The organism is Streptomyces sp. TLI_171, from assembly GCF_003610255.1.
Taxonomy (GTDB): Bacteria; Actinomycetota; Actinomycetes; order Streptomycetales; family Streptomycetaceae; genus Kitasatospora.
Genome location: NZ_RAPS01000001.1, coordinates 1837134 through 1850264 on the forward strand (window position 1 = coordinate 1837134; position 13131 = coordinate 1850264).

Consider the following 13131-nt stretch of genomic DNA (forward strand, 5'->3'; position numbering starts at 1 on the left):
CTGGACGCCGTCATTGACTAAGCGCTTGCTTAGCATCTTGGGGACGGGCGAGACTGTCAACAGCCCGGCCCGCCGACCGGCGCCGAACCGTCTGCGAGGATTGCCCCATGACCGACCCAGCGACCGCCGCACTCTGGCCCGGGGAGCGCACCGAGGCCGCCCGGCGACTGCTGCTGGCCGCCGTGGACTCCTTCGCCCGCCGCGGCTACCACGCCACCACCACCCGGGACATCGCCACCGCCGCCGGGATGAGCCCGGCCGCGCTGTACATCCACTACCCGTCGAAGGCCGCGCTGCTCGCGGAGATCTCCCGGGCCGGCCACCAGGCCACCCTGGACCTGGTCGAGCAGGCCGAGGCGTCCTCGACCGACCCGGTGGCGCAGATGCGCGCCCTCGCGGAGTCCTTCACCACCTGGCACGCCCGCGGCCACACGGTCGGGCGGATCGTCAACCACGAGCTGCACGCGTTGCCCGAGGAGGACTTCGCGGCCGTCGCCGAGCTGCGGATCCGGATCGAGGAGACGGTGCTGCGGATCATCGCCGCGGGCGCGTCGGAAGGCGCTTTCCAGGTGCCCGACCAGCGCACCGCGGCCCGCGCCGTGACCTCGCTCGGCATCGACGTCGCGCGCTGGTACACCGAGCGCAGCAGCGAGTCCCCCGAGGAGTTGGGGCGGCGCTACGGACAGCTGGTGCTGCGGATGCTGGGCGCCGAGACACCGTCGTCCCCCTGACGCCTCCCCCGCCGGACGCGTGCTGGACGTTCAGCCCTCTTGCTGATTAGGTTAGGCTTACCTAATCAAGAAGGAGGCTCTCTGTGCTGCCTCAGCCCGCCCGCCGCTCGTCCGCCCCGACCGCCGCCGAACGCGCCCGCACCCTGCTGGAGTTCGCCTCCTCGGCCGTCCTGGACATCCGCGGCGCCGACCTCGCCGCCCGCCCCGGTTTGCCCTCGCAGGTCGCGTGCGCGCCGCGCCCCGACGGCTCGGTGGCCGTCCTGGTCGGCCGCGAGTCGGCACTGCACCGGATCACCGCCCTGGCCCGCGGCCCGCTCACCGCCGAACTCGACTGCGTGGACGTCGCGCCCGTCGCCGTCCCGCACCGCATCCGCGGCCGGCTCCAGATCCAGGGCCTGCTCACCAGCGCCCCCGGCGAGACCCCGGCCGCGTTCTTCCCCCGTGCCGGGCACGCCGCCCGGCACGACGGCGGCGTCCTGCTGCGGCTGGAGCCGGACCACCTGGCGCTCGACGACCTGTGGGGCGCCGAGTGCTGCGTCGACCCGGACGAGACCGCTGCCGCCGAACCCGACCCGGTCGCCGCCGAGGAGCCCGCACTGCTGCAGCACCTCGCCGCCGCCCACGCCGACCAACTGCTGGTGCTCGGCTCGCAGGCGCTGGACCGCCCGGTCGCCCCGCCCGGCTGGGACACCGCCACCGACCGGCTGCGCGAGGTCCGCCCGGTCGCCCTGGACCGGCGCGGCCTGCGGGTGCGCCTGCTGGGCGTCGATCCCGGCACCGTGCTGGACGCCCGCTTCGAGTTCCACCGCCCGGTCGGCCACTCCGACGACCTGCCGGAGGCCCTGCACCGGCTGTTCGCGCACGCAGCCGCCCCGACCCTGCGCAGCGCAACCGCCTTCCACCCGGAGGGCTGACGGACCGTCGGGCAGCGGAGGTGGGGTCAGAGCACCGGGCCGAGCACCGAGAACCGCCCGCCCTCGGCGTCCGCCAGCCGGGCCACCCGCCCGTACGGGGAGTCGACGGGCCCGTCCAGCACCCGGCCGCCGAGCGCACCGGCCTGCCGGACGGCGGCATCGGTGTCGGCCACCGAGAAGAACACCTCCCAGTGCGGCGCCAGGTCCTTGGCGGCGCGCAGCGCGGCGACGCTGCGGTCATCGGAGCGCAGCACCACCCGCTCGTGCTCGAACCGGACCTCGAAGCGCCGCGGGTCGCGGCCGTCCCAGCGGAACACCTCGCCGTAGAACAGCGCGGCGGCGAACGGGTCGGCGGTGCGCAGCTCGATCCAGACCGGCGCGCCGGGGTCGGACATCCAGGTGTCGTCGCCCGGCTCGCCCTCCCAGATGCCGAAGGTCGCACCGAACGGGTCGGCGGCCAGGGCGACCCGGCCGGCGTCGAAGGCCAGCGGGCCGACCGCGAGGGTGCCGCCGCGCTCGCGGACGCCGTCGGCCGCACGGTCGGCGCTCTCGATGCCGAAGTAGGTGGTCCAGGCGACCGGACGCTCCCAGTCGGAGCCCAGTTCGCTGAGCCCGGCGACCTCGACGCCGTCGACCACCGCGCGCAGGTACGGGCCCCAGCGGTCCGGTCCCGGCACGAACTCCCAGCCCAGCAGCGGCCCGTAGAAGGCCTGCGCCGCCGTCAGGTCGTGCGCCGTCAGGCTGACCCAGCACGGCACCGCGGGCACGCAGCGCACCGTGGCCGTTCGCTCCACCATCCCGCGGGCTCCCTTCGCTGCTCCGCCGGCCGGACGGCCGGGCCCGCCCCAGCCTAGGCCGACGGCCACGCCGGATCGTGGTCCGCCTCGCGGAGGGCCGCCACCGATCGCGCCCGGAGGGGTGCGCGGTCAGCCTCGTGGGCGAATCCCGGCCGGAGCGGGGCGGTGATCGGCGCGGGTCCCCCGGTCGGACGCGTGGCGGTGCCATGGTCTGGGGAGCCGGGAGGCGGGAAGGAGACAGCACATGGACACCGGAATCGTGATCGTCGGGGCGAGCCTGGCCGGGGCCAAGGCAGCCGAGGCACTGCGGACGGAGGGCTACCGGGGGCCGGTCACCCTGGTCGGCGACGAGGCCGAGCGGCCGTACGAGCGGCCGCCGCTCTCCAAGGGGTACCTGCTCGGCAAGGAGGAGCGGGAGAAGATCTACGTCCACCCGGCCGACTGGTACGAACAGCACGACGTGACCCTGCGGCTGGGCACCGCGGCCTCCGCGATCGACCCGGCCGGACACACCGTCACCCTGCAGGGCGGCGAGCAACTGCCGTTCTCCAAACTGCTGCTGACCACCGGTTCGGCGCCGCGCCGGCTGCCCGTGCCGGGCGGCGACGGGGATTTCGTGCAGACCCTGCGGCGGGTCGGCGACAGCGACCGGCTGCGGGCGGCGTTCCGCCCCGGCGCCCGGGTGGTGATCGTCGGCGCGGGCTGGATCGGCCTGGAGGCGGCGGCCGCGGCCCGCACCGCCGGCGCGGAGGTCACCGTACTGGAGGCCGCCGAGCTGCCGCTGCTGCGGGTCCTCGGCCGGGAGGTCGCCCAGGTCTTCGCCGACCTGCACCGGGAGCACGGCGTCGACCTGCGGTTCGGCGCGAAGGTCGAGGAGCTGCGGGCGGACGGGGTGCGGCTCGGCGACGGCAGCACCGTCCCCGCGGACCTGCTGCTGGTCGGCGTCGGCATCACCCCGAACACGGCGCTCGCCGAGCACGCCGGGCTGACCGTCGACAACGGCGTCCGCACCGACCAGCACCTGGCCACCTCGCACCCCGACGTGTTCGCGGCGGGCGATGTGGCAAACGCTTTCCATCCGCTGTTCGGAAAGCCGATCCGGGTCGAGCACTGGGCGAACGCGCTCAACCAGCCGGCCGTCGCGGCGGCCTCCATGCTCGGCAAGGCCGCGGTGTACGACCGGGTGCCGTACTTCTTCACCGACCAGTACGACCTCGGCATGGAGTACACCGGCTACGCGGAGCCCGACGGCTACGACCGGGTGGTGTTCCGCGGCGACGTCGCCGGGCGGGAGTTCATCGCGTTCTGGCTGTCCGGCGGGAAGGTGCTGGCGGGCATGAACGTCAACGTCTGGGACGTCACCGACCCGATCCGCGAACTCGTCCGCTCCGGGCGGGCCGTGGATCCGGACCGGCTGGCCGACCCGGCGGTGCCGCTCGACCGGCTCTGACCGGCGGCGCTGCCACGGGCCGTCCTACCTCCCTACATCAGCGGGGTGGCCGGGTCGCCGCGGCCGGGCCGGGCGACCTCCTCGTGCGCCTTGCTGAGCAGTTGCATGGCGAGGTCGTTGAGGGCGCGGGCCCCGGCGACCTCCTCGCCGACCCGCAGTTGCGGGCTGTCGTCGTGATGCCGGGTGGAGAAGCCGTGCCCGCGCAGCTCCGTCCCGTCGGCGAGGCGGACCAGCGCGGCGGCCTTGGTGCGGTCGCCGTCCTCCGCGAACTCCATCTCGACATGCCATCCGACCAGCGTCCTCATGGCCGCCACCTCCCGGGTGCGTGCGGGGTCTTCGGGCCGGTCCTTCCAGAGTGCGCAGACCCGGCCGGACCGGCGAGACGGGTCTGCGGTCCCCGGTCAGCAGCGGGCCAGGCCGAGGGCCTCGGGGTCGACCGGCGGCCGGTCGGACGTGCGCTCGGCGCCGGACCGGGCTGCGGACTCGGCGGCGGTCAGGCCGTCGGTGGCGGGCTCGTCGGCGGGCGGCCCGTCGGGGGACGGCTCGCAGTCCTCGTGGCCGGTGTCGGTGTGCACCACCCACATCGGGTGGTGCGGGTCGTCGCTGTGCATGATCTGCTGCGGGCGGCCGCAGCGGGGACAGAGCAGGGGTATCTGGTGCATCACGACCGTCCACGCGCCCCGTGACGGCCGGCGCCCGGGCCCACGTGGCCTCCTCACCTCCAGTGTGCCGCGCTCACCCGCGGACGGGCACGGTGACCAGCACGGCCTGCCCCGCCCGGACCTCGAACCGGGCCAGCGCCGACGGCGCCAGCCCGGCGCCGCCCTCGGTGCGCAGCTCGGTGGTGGCGCCGTAGCCGGTGGCCGGGACGGTCCAGCTGGTGACGGTCTGCCGGCTGCCGTCGGCGCCCACCGCGATCAGCTCGCAGGTCTGCGGCCCCGGCACGTGGCCGAGGTCGAGGGTGACCCGGCTGCCCCACTCGGCCGGGTCCACGCCGACCGTCGCGGACACCCCGGTGGCCGGGTCGGTGGCACTGAACTGCTGCGCGACGGAGGTGACTTGCGAGGTCTCCAGGACCGCCCAGGTGACTGCGGGGCCGCCCAGCACGAGGACCGCCGCGACCGCCGCCAGCACCAGCCGCCGCACCCGGCCGCGCCGCCGCTCGGCCGCCACCTGCCCGGCCAGCCGGTCGAGCAGTGCCGGCTCCGCGGGCTCCGAGGCGGTACCGAACGGATCGGCGCGGTCGGCGAGTTCGGCCCTCCCGGTGGCGCCGGCGAATGCGGCGCCGTCGGCCGTGCCTGCGCCGTCGGCGTCGGCCGCCGTGTCGGCCGTGTCGGCGAGTTCGGCGAGCAGCGCGGTGGTCGGGGCGAGTCGGGCGGCCTCGGCGGCGCAGCGCGGGCAGTGGGCCAGGTGGTCGGCGAACCGGGGTTCGCGCTCGGGTTCGAGGACGCCCAGCAGATGGGCGGCCAGGTCGAGGTGCGGGTCCTCGGGGGGTTCGCCGGTGCGGCGGGGGATGGTCATGGGGTCACGCCCCGTTCCTCCAGGGCGAGTCGGAGGGCTCGCAGCGCGTAGTGCAGGCGGGACCGGACGGTGCCGGCCGGCACGCCCAGCACGGGGGCGGCCTCGGTGGGGGTGCGGCCGCGCAGGTACGTCTCGGTGATGGTGCGGCGGTGCGCCTCGGACAGCGAGTCGAGGGCGTCGGTGATCGTCATCAGCCGCAGCGTGCGGTCGAGTTCGTCCTCGGCGGGGAGCCGTTCGAGGACGCTGTCCGGGACTTCGCGAGGGCGGGCGAGGTCGCCGCGGTGGCCGTCGACGACGATCCGGCGGGCGACGGTGGCGAGCCAGGGCCGGAGGCTGCCGTGCTCGGTGTCCAGCCGGTCGAGGTGCCGCCAGGCGCGGACCAGGGTCTCCTGGACGACGTCCTCGGCCCGCTGCCGGTCGCCGCCGACCAGGTGCAGCACCATGCCGTACAGCGGCCCGGCGTGCTCCCGGTACAGGGCCCGCATCAGGCGGTCCTCGGCGGCCGGGCGCCCGCCGCGCGGTCCGGCGGGGCCGGTCGGGGGCCCGGTGGGGCCGGTGCTGCGGGGGTGCTCGGCCACGGCGCCATCCTCGCGCGGGCGCCGGTGCGGGGCGATCGGGCGCGGCCGCCGCAGTGCGGGCTGCGCGGCGCGGGCCCTCCACGGGTTCTCAAGTCCGGGTCGGCTCGTGTCGATAACCGTGTCGGGGGTGCGGCGCGGGCGCCCGCGCCGCACCCCCTCCGGTCCGCTGGCCATGTCCGGCTCAGTAGCCGTAGCCGCCGGACGGGGTCGACGGGTTGGACGGGCTCGACGGGGTGGGGCTGCCACCGCTGCCGGGCATCGCCTTGTCGCCGGTCGGGGTGGCGGCGAACCAGGTGCCGTCCACGCCCTGGCCCTTGGTGTCGCCGGGCTTGGTGTCCGGCGCGTAGCGGTACAACGGCCAGCCGTTGAGCGTGAGTTGGTGACTGCCGTCGGCACGGGTGACGGTGGAGACGAGTTTGCCGTCGATGCCCTTGAGGGTGGGGCTGCCGCTGCCGTTGGCGAGTTCCGGTGGCCAGAGCGAGGCGCAGGAGTCGTTGCAGTGGGACGCCGACGGCATGTTGGTGTCCTGGTCGAAGCGGTACAGGGTGTTGCCCTGCCCGTCGGTGACCAGGGTGCCGAGGGTGGTGTTGTGCGCGGTCATCAGCGTGCCCTGGCTCTGCGCCGTGTTGCTGCCGGTGTGCCCGGCCGAGTAGCCGCCGCCGCTGCCGCAGCCGGCGATCAGGGCGCCGGCGGCGAGCGCTCCGGCGGCGAGCAGGGTGAGGCGTCCGGTGGTCGTGGTGCGGCCGGTGGTGGTCATCGGGTGTTCTCCCGTCCGGGAGGGTGCGGGCGGCCGGACGGCCGGGTTCGCGGTGCCCGGTGCTCGGCCGGTTCGTTCGGTTCACCCGGGGGTACGTGCGCCGCGCCGTCGGCGTTCAATGCCCGCGGCTGTCGGAATAGTTCTGCTGGTGGCGGGGTTGTGCCGGGCGAGGGCCCCGGGTGGGGCCCGGTCCGAGGGCACCCGGCTGCGGAAGGCAGGTGGCGACGATGAGCACGGTGGAACTGACCAAGGACAACTTCGACGAGGTGGTCCAGGCCGAGGACGGCAAGGGGTTCGTCCTGATCGACTTCTGGGCGGCCTGGTGCGGTCCTTGCCGCCAGTTCGCGCCGGTCTTCGAGCGGGCCTCCGAGAAGCACCCGGACATCACCTTCGCGAAGGTCGACACCGAGGCGCAGCAGGAGCTCGCCGCGGCGTTCGACATCAGCTCGATTCCCACGCTGGCGATCATCCGCGAGGGCGTCCTGGTCTTCGCCCAGCCCGGCGCGCTGCCCGAGCCGGTCCTCGAGGACCTGATCGGTCAGGCCCGCAAGCTGGACATGACCGAGGTCCACGCGGGCGTCGCCGCCCAGAAGGCCAGCCAGAACTAGCCTTCCCCCCAACGCAGTTCCAGGGGCGCCGGGAGATCCACTCCCCCGGCGCCCCACTGCTGTGCCCGCCACGGCGGGCACCCCGTGACGCACCCCATGACGAAGGCCCGCCGGTGGTTTCCGGCGGGCCTTCGGGGCGGGTGGGTCAGTCGAGGGCGACGTTCATCTCCCACTGGAGGAGTTCGGCGCCCTCGGGCCCGGCGGTGACGCGCTGGCCCTCGGCGGCGGTGATGCGCAGGGCGTCGCCCTGGTGGAGGAGGCCGGCGCCTTCGACGGCGGCTTCGCCGCGGGCGACGTAGAGGTGGACGAAGGGGGCGGTGGCGAGTTCGAGGGTCTCGCCGGGGCGGACCCGGGAGACGTGCAGGGCGGCGTGCTTCTGGCGGATGCCGATCGCGCGCTGGTTGGCGTGCTTGCTCATGCCGGACGCGAGGGTGGTCCAACCGCCCTGGTCGAGCTGGTCGTTGATGTCGAGCTGCTCGTAGCCGGGGGCGATGCCGGCGGCGTCCGGGATGGTCCACATCTGGATGAAGTGGACCGGGTTCTGGTGCTCGGGCTCGCCGGTGAGCGTCCAGGAGTCGTTCTTCTCGCTGTGCAGGATGCCGCTGCCGGCGCTCATCCGCTGGGCGAGGCCGGGGTAGATGACGCCGTTGTGGCCCTCGGAGTCCTGGTGGACCAGGCCGCCGTCGAGCACCCAGGTGATGATCTCCATGTCCCGGTGCGGGTGGGTGTCGAAGCCGGTGCCGGGGGCGACGGTGTCATCGTTGGAGACCAGCAGCAGGCCGAAGTGGGTGTTGGCCGGGTCCCAGTGGCGGGAGAACGAGAAGGAGTGCTTGGAGTCCAGCCAGCCGGCGCGGGTGTGGAAGCGCTCGTCGGCGCGGCGCAGGTCGATCGTGGATGCCATCGGGTCCTCCTCCGTCGGATGCTTTTGTTGAATCATAAACCATTGCGGGGGGCGAAGCATTCCGGGCGGGCGCGGCGCGCTGGCGTGCGTGTGTCAGTGGCCCGGAGCACACTGCTGCGAGACCGCGCACCAACCGAGCTCCGGATGGGTTCAACGATGAGCGATGTACGGGATGTCCTGCTGGCCGTCGGCACGCAGAAGGGCCTGTTCCTGGGCCGCAGTTCGGACCGCGAGAAGTGGGAGTTCAGCGGCCCGCACTTCCAGATGAACGCGATCTACTCGGTCGGCATCGACCGCCGCGGCGGGCGCACCAGGCTGCTGGTCGGGGCGGACAGCAGCCACTGGGGCCCCTCGGTGTGGTGGTCCGACGACCTGGGCGCCAGCTGGCAGGAGCCCTCGCAGCCGGCGGTGCGCTTCCCGGAGCGGACGGGCACCTCGCTGGAGCGGGTGTGGCAGCTGCAGCCGGCCGGCGAGGAGGCCCCGGGCGTGGTGTACGCGGGCACCGAGCCGGCCGCGCTGTTCCGCTCCACCGACGGCGGCGAGAGCTTCACCATGATCGACGCGCTGTGGGACCACCCGCAGCGCGAGCACTGGGGGGCGGGCTTCGGCGGCCAGGGCATGCACACGATCATCACCGATCCGCGCGACCCGGAGACGCTGCTCGCCGCGGTCTCCTCCGGCGGCGCGTACCGCACCACCGACGGCGGCCTCAGCTGGGCGCCGGCCAACGCCGGCATCCGCACCGACTTCCTGCCGGAGCGGTTCCCCGAGTTCGGCCAGTGCGTGCACAAGATCGCCCGGGACGCGGGCGACCCCGACCGCCTGTACCTGCAGAACCACGGCGGGGTGTACCGCAGCGACGACGGCGGGCGGACCTGGAAGTCCATCGCCGACGGCCTGCCCGCCGACTTCGGCTTCGGCATCGCCGCGCACCCGCACACCGCGGGCACCGCGTACCTGTTCCCGCTGGACGCCGACTACGCGCGGCTGCCGGTCGACCGCCGCTGCCGGGTCTTCCGCACCACCGACGCCGGCGAGACCTGGCAGCCGCTGGACTCCGGCCTGCCGAAGGAACAGCACTACGGCGTGGTGCTGCGCGACGCGCTCTGCACCGACGACGCGGACCCGGCCGGCGTGTACTTCGGCAACCGCAACGGCGAGGTGTACGGCTCGCCGGACGGCGGCGAGCATTGGTCGCTGCTGACCTCGCACCTGCCGGACGTGCTGTGCGTGCGGGCCGCCGCGCTCTGACGCCCGGACGCACGCTGCTGACGGGTCAGGAGTCGGCGGCCCGCAGGCGGTCGCTGACGGTGCCCAAGCTGTCGGCCAGGGCGGCCAGTTGCTCCGGGGTGAGCACGTCGATCAGTGCTTCGCGCACGGCGGCGACGTGCCCCGGGGCGGCCTGCCGCAGGACCTGCCAGCCCTGGTCGGTGATCTCGGCGAACACGCCGCGCACATCGCTCGGACAGGAGCGGCGGCCGACCAGTCCGGCCTTCTCCAGCTGGGTGACCTGGTAGGTGAGGCCGCTCTTGGAGGTGATCAGCCGGTCGGCCAGGTCGGTCATCCGCAGCGAGCCGCCCGGGGCGGCGGACAGCTGCACCAGGATCTCGTACTGGGTGTGGGAGAGCCCCGCGTCCTCCTTGAGCTGGCGCTCCAGACGGCGGGCCACCAGGTTGGTGGCCGCGACGAACCCGCGCCAGGCGGCCATCTCGGTCTCGTTCAGCCAGCGGGGATCGTCCATGCCCCGCATCCTACTCCGGTTGTTCAAATTCGAACTCGGGTGTACCGTCGGCAGCGCACGGTTCAAATTTGAACTATGCGGGGCCGGACGGACCGGACGGACCACGACCAGGAGGACGGAACGATGAGCACCGCCACCCCCGAGCGCATGCCCGCGCTCTACCTCTCGCACGGCGCGCCCCCGCTCGCCGACGACCCGATCTGGCCCGGCCAGCTCGCCGCCTGGTCCGCCGACCTGCCCCGGCCCAAGGCCATCCTGATGGTCTCCGCGCACTGGGAGGAGGCCCCGCTGGCGATCGGCGCGGTGCGGCCGCTCCCGCTGGTGTACGACTTCTGGGGCTTCCCCGAGCACTACTACCAGGTGCGGTACGCCGCCCCCGGAGCGCCCGAACTCGCGGAATCCGTTCGCAAGTTGCTGCGCACCGCGGGCACCCCCGTACAGGACGTGCCGGACCGCGGGCTGGACCACGGCGCATACGTCCCGCTGGTCGAGATGTACCCCGACGCTGACATCCCCGTCCTGCAGATCTCGCTGCCCACCCTGGACCCGCAGCGGCTGCTGGAGATCGGCCGCAAGCTCGCCCCGCTGCGCGACGAGGGCGTGCTGATCGTCGGCTCCGGCTTCTTCACCCACAACCTGCGCGCCCTCTCCCCCGACGGCCGGATCACCTCCGTGATGGCCGAGTTCGACGACTGGGGCCGCCGCGCCCTGGAAGCCCGCGACCTCGACGCCCTGCTCGACTTCGAGCACAAGGCCCCCGCCGGCCGCCTCGCCCACCCCCGCACCGAGCACTTCGCCCCGCTCTTCGTCACCCTCGGCGCCGGCGAGGCCGACCTCGGCGAGCAGCGCACCGTCATCGACGGCTTCTGGATGGGCCTCGCCAAGCGCTCCGTCCAGCTCGGCTGACCCGGCCGCCGGGCTTCCCGGGGCCGGACCGGCGGAAGGTTTTGCCCACGCTTGCCCGAGCAATTCGGAAGACTTCGCTCCGACCGCGCCCGACCCGAACGGCGCGGCACGGGGGAGAGATGAACGACATCCGCACCGAGCGGGCCGCGCCGCACCGACCGCCCGACGGCGCCGTCCGGCGGGCCGGCCCGGCCTGCCCGCTCCGGGCCCGCTACTCGCTGGCCGCCGTCGTCGCCGGCTGGGCCTGCACCGTGCCGGTCCTCCCGGCCGACAGGACGGTGACCGAGCTGGCACGGCACTGCCTGGACGGGCCAGGGATGCCGCGGTACGTGCTGCTGCTGGCCGTGAGCGGGCTGGCGCTGAGCGCGATCGGAACGCTCTGGGGGCTGGTCCAGCTGTTCGTGGCCATGCGCCGTCGAGGGCCCCGCCCGGGCCCCGGGCACCCGGTGCTGTGGCTGGTGATGCCGGTGGCCGCGCTCGGGCTGGCGGTCCAGGTGGTGGCCGAGCGGACCGCGTCGGACGAGTTCGGGCCGCAACGGAGCCCTTGCGCGGGCGCGCCGTGGCCGGCGGGGCATCAGTAGCCGCAGGTGAAGCGCTCGCCGTGGTGGGCGGGCTGTTCCAGTTCGTCCACCAGAGCGGTGGCCAGGTCCGGCAGCGAGATGCTGGACAGGCCGTCCGGGGTGGTGACCAGGTCGTCCGCGCCGGTCCGGTAGTGGCCGGTGCGCTCGCCCGGGAGCAGGCTCTGCGGCGGGCTCAGCACCGTCCAGTCCAGGTCGCGGACGGTGCGCAGGTAGTCGAGGGCCCGGCCGTGCGCGCGCATCAGCTCGAACTGGCGCGGCGTCACGGCCGGGTCGTCCCACAGCAGGGTGTCGGTCGAGGTGCTCAGACTCCCGGCGTTCCCCACCACCAGCAGGCGGGGGGCGGCGTCCGCGAGGCGGCGGAGCCCCGCGACCAGGGCGTGCGCGGCGGGCTCGATCAGCCGGCCGCGGCCGGGGCCGTCCCCGCCGCCGACGGCACTGACCAGCACCTGCTGGCCGTCCGCGACCCGCGCCACGTCCGCCGGGTCCAGCACGTCACCGCGCTCCACGCTGATCGCCAGCCCCTGGTAGTCCTCCGGCCGCCGCACCACTGCCGTCACCCGGTGCCCCCTGGCCAGCGCCTCGGTCACCACGCACCGACCGATCTCGCCGTTCGCCCCGATGACCGCGACCCGCATACCCGACCGTCCTCGCTCTCCGCAGCACCCACCTGACGTTTCATCAGACCATGTGAACGGCCTGCCGCCGGGGAACGGCACCACCGAACAGAACCCGCTGCGCGGAGCAAGGGGGCGAGCGGGGGGTGGCGCGGCTGGGTGATGGTGGTCACCAGGGGTGCGCGGGGGGTCGCGGGGACGGGGCGGTGGGGGTAGGACTGGGGGTGACAGCGGAGAGGGGTGGCGGGTGGACGGGTTGGTGCTGGATCTGCTGGCGGAGGGGTCCGAACTGGACGGGCTGGTGGGCGGGTTGGATGCTCGGGGGCTGGCGGTGGCGACTCCGGCGGCGGGGTGGACGATCGCGCATCAGCTGTCGCACTTGGCGTGGACGGACCGGTGGACGCTGCTCGCCGCGCGCGACCCGGAGGGCTTCGCCGCGGCGCTCGGCCGGGAGTTCTCGGACGGCCTCGGCGCGGTGGACCGGGGCGCGGCGGAGGGGGCCGGGGAGGCGCCGGAGTCGTTGCTGGGGCGGTGGCGCAAGGGGCGGGCGGAGGTGGCGCGGGTGCTGGCCGAGGTGCCGGCGGAGGTCCGGCTGCCGTGGTTCGGTCCGCCGATGAAGGCCCGGTCGATGCTGACGGCCCGGTTGATGGAGACCTGGGCGCACGGCCAGGACGTGGCGGACGCGCTGGGCGTGGACCGGGTCCCGACCGAGCGCCTGCGGCACATCGCGCACCTGGGCGTCCGTACGGTCGGCTTCGCCTTCGCGGCGCACGGCCGGCCCGCCCCCGAGACCCCGTTCCGGTTCGAACTCCGCTCCCCCGTCGGCGAGTTGTGGTCCTGGGGCGCGGAGGACGCGACCGACCGGGTGACCGGCCCGGTGCTGGACTTCTGCCTGCTGGTGACCCAGCGCCGGCACCGCGACGACCTCGCGCTGACCGCCGAGGGCGAGCACGCCCGCGCCTGGCTGCCGATCGCCCAGGTCTTCGCGGGGCCGCCCGGGGAGGGCCGCAAGCCGTTGCGGGGCTGAGGTCG

17 protein-coding genes are annotated in these 13131 nt (G+C 74.6%); 8 read left to right on the top strand and 9 right to left on the bottom strand.

Translation table 11 applies throughout. From position 1 onward, the window contains the following. Nucleotides 1-107 precede the first annotated feature (107 nt). Entirely contained in the window at nucleotides 108-731 is a 624-nt protein-coding gene (locus BX266_RS08400; protein ID WP_099898270.1) for a TetR/AcrR family transcriptional regulator, read from the top strand. 83 nt (nucleotides 732-814) lie between these two features. After that, nucleotides 815-1645 carry a DUF2470 domain-containing protein gene (locus BX266_RS08405; protein WP_099898271.1) on the top strand — a complete coding sequence of 277 codons (831 nt, stop codon included), beginning with the start codon at nucleotides 815-817 and terminating at the stop codon, nucleotides 1643-1645. 26 nt (nucleotides 1646-1671) lie between these two features. Here the strand turns inward: BX266_RS08405 and BX266_RS08410 are convergent, their stop codons facing one another. After that, a complete protein-coding gene (locus BX266_RS08410; RefSeq protein WP_099898272.1) occupies nucleotides 1672-2442 on the bottom strand; it encodes a VOC family protein in 771 nt (256 codons plus the stop codon). A 244-nt stretch (nucleotides 2443-2686) separates the two neighbouring features. On the opposite strand from BX266_RS08410, the gene BX266_RS08415 reads away from it, so the two are divergent. Beyond that, entirely contained in the window at nucleotides 2687-3892 is a 1206-nt protein-coding gene (locus BX266_RS08415) for an NAD(P)/FAD-dependent oxidoreductase (RefSeq protein ID WP_099898273.1), read from the top strand. A gap of 32 nt (nucleotides 3893-3924) precedes the next feature. On the opposite strand, the gene BX266_RS08420 is transcribed toward BX266_RS08415, so the two are convergent. From BX266_RS08420 to BX266_RS08440, 5 genes are all read right to left on the bottom strand, one after another. Continuing rightward, on the bottom strand, nucleotides 3925-4197 hold the full coding sequence (locus BX266_RS08420) for a DUF1876 domain-containing protein (RefSeq protein WP_099898274.1): 273 nt from the start codon (nucleotides 4195-4197) through the stop codon (nucleotides 3925-3927). 96 nt (nucleotides 4198-4293) lie between these two features. Continuing rightward, nucleotides 4294-4554, bottom strand: coding sequence for a hypothetical protein (locus BX266_RS08425; RefSeq protein ID WP_099898275.1), 261 nt, complete (start codon nucleotides 4552-4554; stop codon nucleotides 4294-4296). 73 nt (nucleotides 4555-4627) lie between these two features. After that, on the bottom strand, nucleotides 4628-5413 hold the full coding sequence (locus tag BX266_RS40790) for an anti-sigma factor (RefSeq protein WP_099898276.1): 786 nt from the start codon (nucleotides 5411-5413) through the stop codon (nucleotides 4628-4630). Then, nucleotides 5410-5898 (bottom strand): sigma-70 family RNA polymerase sigma factor, encoded by a 489-nt coding sequence (locus BX266_RS39840; protein ID WP_259465068.1) that lies wholly within the window; start codon nucleotides 5896-5898, stop codon nucleotides 5410-5412. Before BX266_RS39840 ends, BX266_RS40790 begins: the two co-directional genes overlap by 4 nt. Nucleotides 5899-6172: 274 nt before the next feature. Continuing rightward, nucleotides 6173-6748 (bottom strand): hypothetical protein, encoded by a 576-nt coding sequence (locus tag BX266_RS08440; protein WP_099898278.1) that lies wholly within the window; start codon nucleotides 6746-6748, stop codon nucleotides 6173-6175. Nucleotides 6749-6975: 227 nt separating this feature from the next. On the opposite strand from BX266_RS08440, the gene trxA reads away from it, so the two are divergent. Further along, complete coding sequence (gene trxA, locus BX266_RS08445; protein WP_099898279.1) at nucleotides 6976-7356, top strand: thioredoxin; 381 nt, start codon at nucleotides 6976-6978, stop codon at nucleotides 7354-7356. 145 nt (nucleotides 7357-7501) lie between these two features. Here trxA and BX266_RS08450 read toward each other — a convergent pair whose 3' ends face one another. Next, nucleotides 7502-8257, bottom strand: coding sequence for a pirin-like bicupin family protein (locus BX266_RS08450; RefSeq protein WP_099898280.1), 756 nt, complete (start codon nucleotides 8255-8257; stop codon nucleotides 7502-7504). A 156-nt stretch (nucleotides 8258-8413) separates the two neighbouring features. On the opposite strand from BX266_RS08450, the gene BX266_RS08455 reads away from it, so the two are divergent. Continuing rightward, nucleotides 8414-9508, top strand: coding sequence for a glycosyl hydrolase (locus BX266_RS08455; RefSeq protein WP_099898281.1), 1095 nt, complete (start codon nucleotides 8414-8416; stop codon nucleotides 9506-9508). Nucleotides 9509-9533: 25 nt separating this feature from the next. On the opposite strand, the gene BX266_RS08460 is transcribed toward BX266_RS08455, so the two are convergent. Continuing rightward, the gene (locus BX266_RS08460) at nucleotides 9534-9998 is read right to left on the bottom strand and encodes a MarR family winged helix-turn-helix transcriptional regulator (protein WP_099898282.1); all 465 of its coding nucleotides are present in this window, start codon (nucleotides 9996-9998) and stop codon (nucleotides 9534-9536) included. Between the two features lie 123 nt (nucleotides 9999-10121). On the opposite strand from BX266_RS08460, the gene BX266_RS08465 reads away from it, so the two are divergent. Further along, on the top strand, nucleotides 10122-10904 hold the full coding sequence (locus BX266_RS08465; protein WP_099898283.1) for a dioxygenase: 783 nt from the start codon (nucleotides 10122-10124) through the stop codon (nucleotides 10902-10904). A gap of 119 nt (nucleotides 10905-11023) precedes the next feature. Next, nucleotides 11024-11485 (top strand): hypothetical protein, encoded by a 462-nt coding sequence (locus tag BX266_RS08470; protein WP_099898284.1) that lies wholly within the window; start codon nucleotides 11024-11026, stop codon nucleotides 11483-11485. Here the strand turns inward: BX266_RS08470 and BX266_RS08475 are convergent. Continuing rightward, complete coding sequence (locus tag BX266_RS08475; RefSeq protein ID WP_099898285.1) at nucleotides 11479-12120, bottom strand: NAD(P)-dependent oxidoreductase; 642 nt, start codon at nucleotides 12118-12120, stop codon at nucleotides 11479-11481. The genes BX266_RS08470 and BX266_RS08475 overlap by 7 nt on opposite strands. Before the next feature lie 226 nt (nucleotides 12121-12346). Between BX266_RS08475 and BX266_RS08480 the strand changes: the two genes are divergently transcribed. After that, nucleotides 12347-13126, top strand: a complete 780-nt coding sequence (locus tag BX266_RS08480) for a TIGR03084 family metal-binding protein (protein WP_099898286.1) — start codon at nucleotides 12347-12349, stop codon at nucleotides 13124-13126. The last annotated feature ends 5 nt before the right edge of the window (nucleotides 13127-13131 follow it).

Coding starts and splice junctions, on each gene's coding strand:
- BX266_RS08460 (WP_099898282.1), bottom strand. CDS start 9,998: ATGGACGATCCCCGCTGGCTGAACGAGACCGAGATGGCCGCCTGGCGC.
- BX266_RS08440 (WP_099898278.1), bottom strand. CDS start 6,748: ATGACCACCACCGGCCGCACCACGACCACCGGACGCCTCACCCTGCTC.
- BX266_RS08475 (WP_099898285.1), bottom strand. CDS start 12,120: ATGCGGGTCGCGGTCATCGGGGCGAACGGCGAGATCGGTCGGTGCGTG.
- BX266_RS08415 (WP_099898273.1), top strand. CDS start 2,687: ATGGACACCGGAATCGTGATCGTCGGGGCGAGCCTGGCCGGGGCCAAG.
- BX266_RS08425 (WP_099898275.1), bottom strand. CDS start 4,554: ATGCACCAGATACCCCTGCTCTGTCCCCGCTGCGGCCGCCCGCAGCAG.
- BX266_RS08465 (WP_099898283.1), top strand. CDS start 10,122: ATGAGCACCGCCACCCCCGAGCGCATGCCCGCGCTCTACCTCTCGCAC.
- BX266_RS08450 (WP_099898280.1), bottom strand. CDS start 8,257: ATGGCATCCACGATCGACCTGCGCCGCGCCGACGAGCGCTTCCACACC.
- BX266_RS40790 (WP_099898276.1), bottom strand. CDS start 5,413: ATGACCATCCCCCGCCGCACCGGCGAACCCCCCGAGGACCCGCACCTC.
- BX266_RS08470 (WP_099898284.1), top strand. CDS start 11,024: ATGAACGACATCCGCACCGAGCGGGCCGCGCCGCACCGACCGCCCGAC.
- BX266_RS08455 (WP_099898281.1), top strand. CDS start 8,414: ATGAGCGATGTACGGGATGTCCTGCTGGCCGTCGGCACGCAGAAGGGC.
- BX266_RS08400 (WP_099898270.1), top strand. CDS start 108: ATGACCGACCCAGCGACCGCCGCACTCTGGCCCGGGGAGCGCACCGAG.
- BX266_RS39840 (WP_259465068.1), bottom strand. CDS start 5,898: ATGCGGGCCCTGTACCGGGAGCACGCCGGGCCGCTGTACGGCATGGTG.
- trxA (WP_099898279.1), top strand. CDS start 6,976: ATGAGCACGGTGGAACTGACCAAGGACAACTTCGACGAGGTGGTCCAG.
- BX266_RS08420 (WP_099898274.1), bottom strand. CDS start 4,197: ATGAGGACGCTGGTCGGATGGCATGTCGAGATGGAGTTCGCGGAGGAC.
- BX266_RS08410 (WP_099898272.1), bottom strand. CDS start 2,442: ATGGTGGAGCGAACGGCCACGGTGCGCTGCGTGCCCGCGGTGCCGTGC.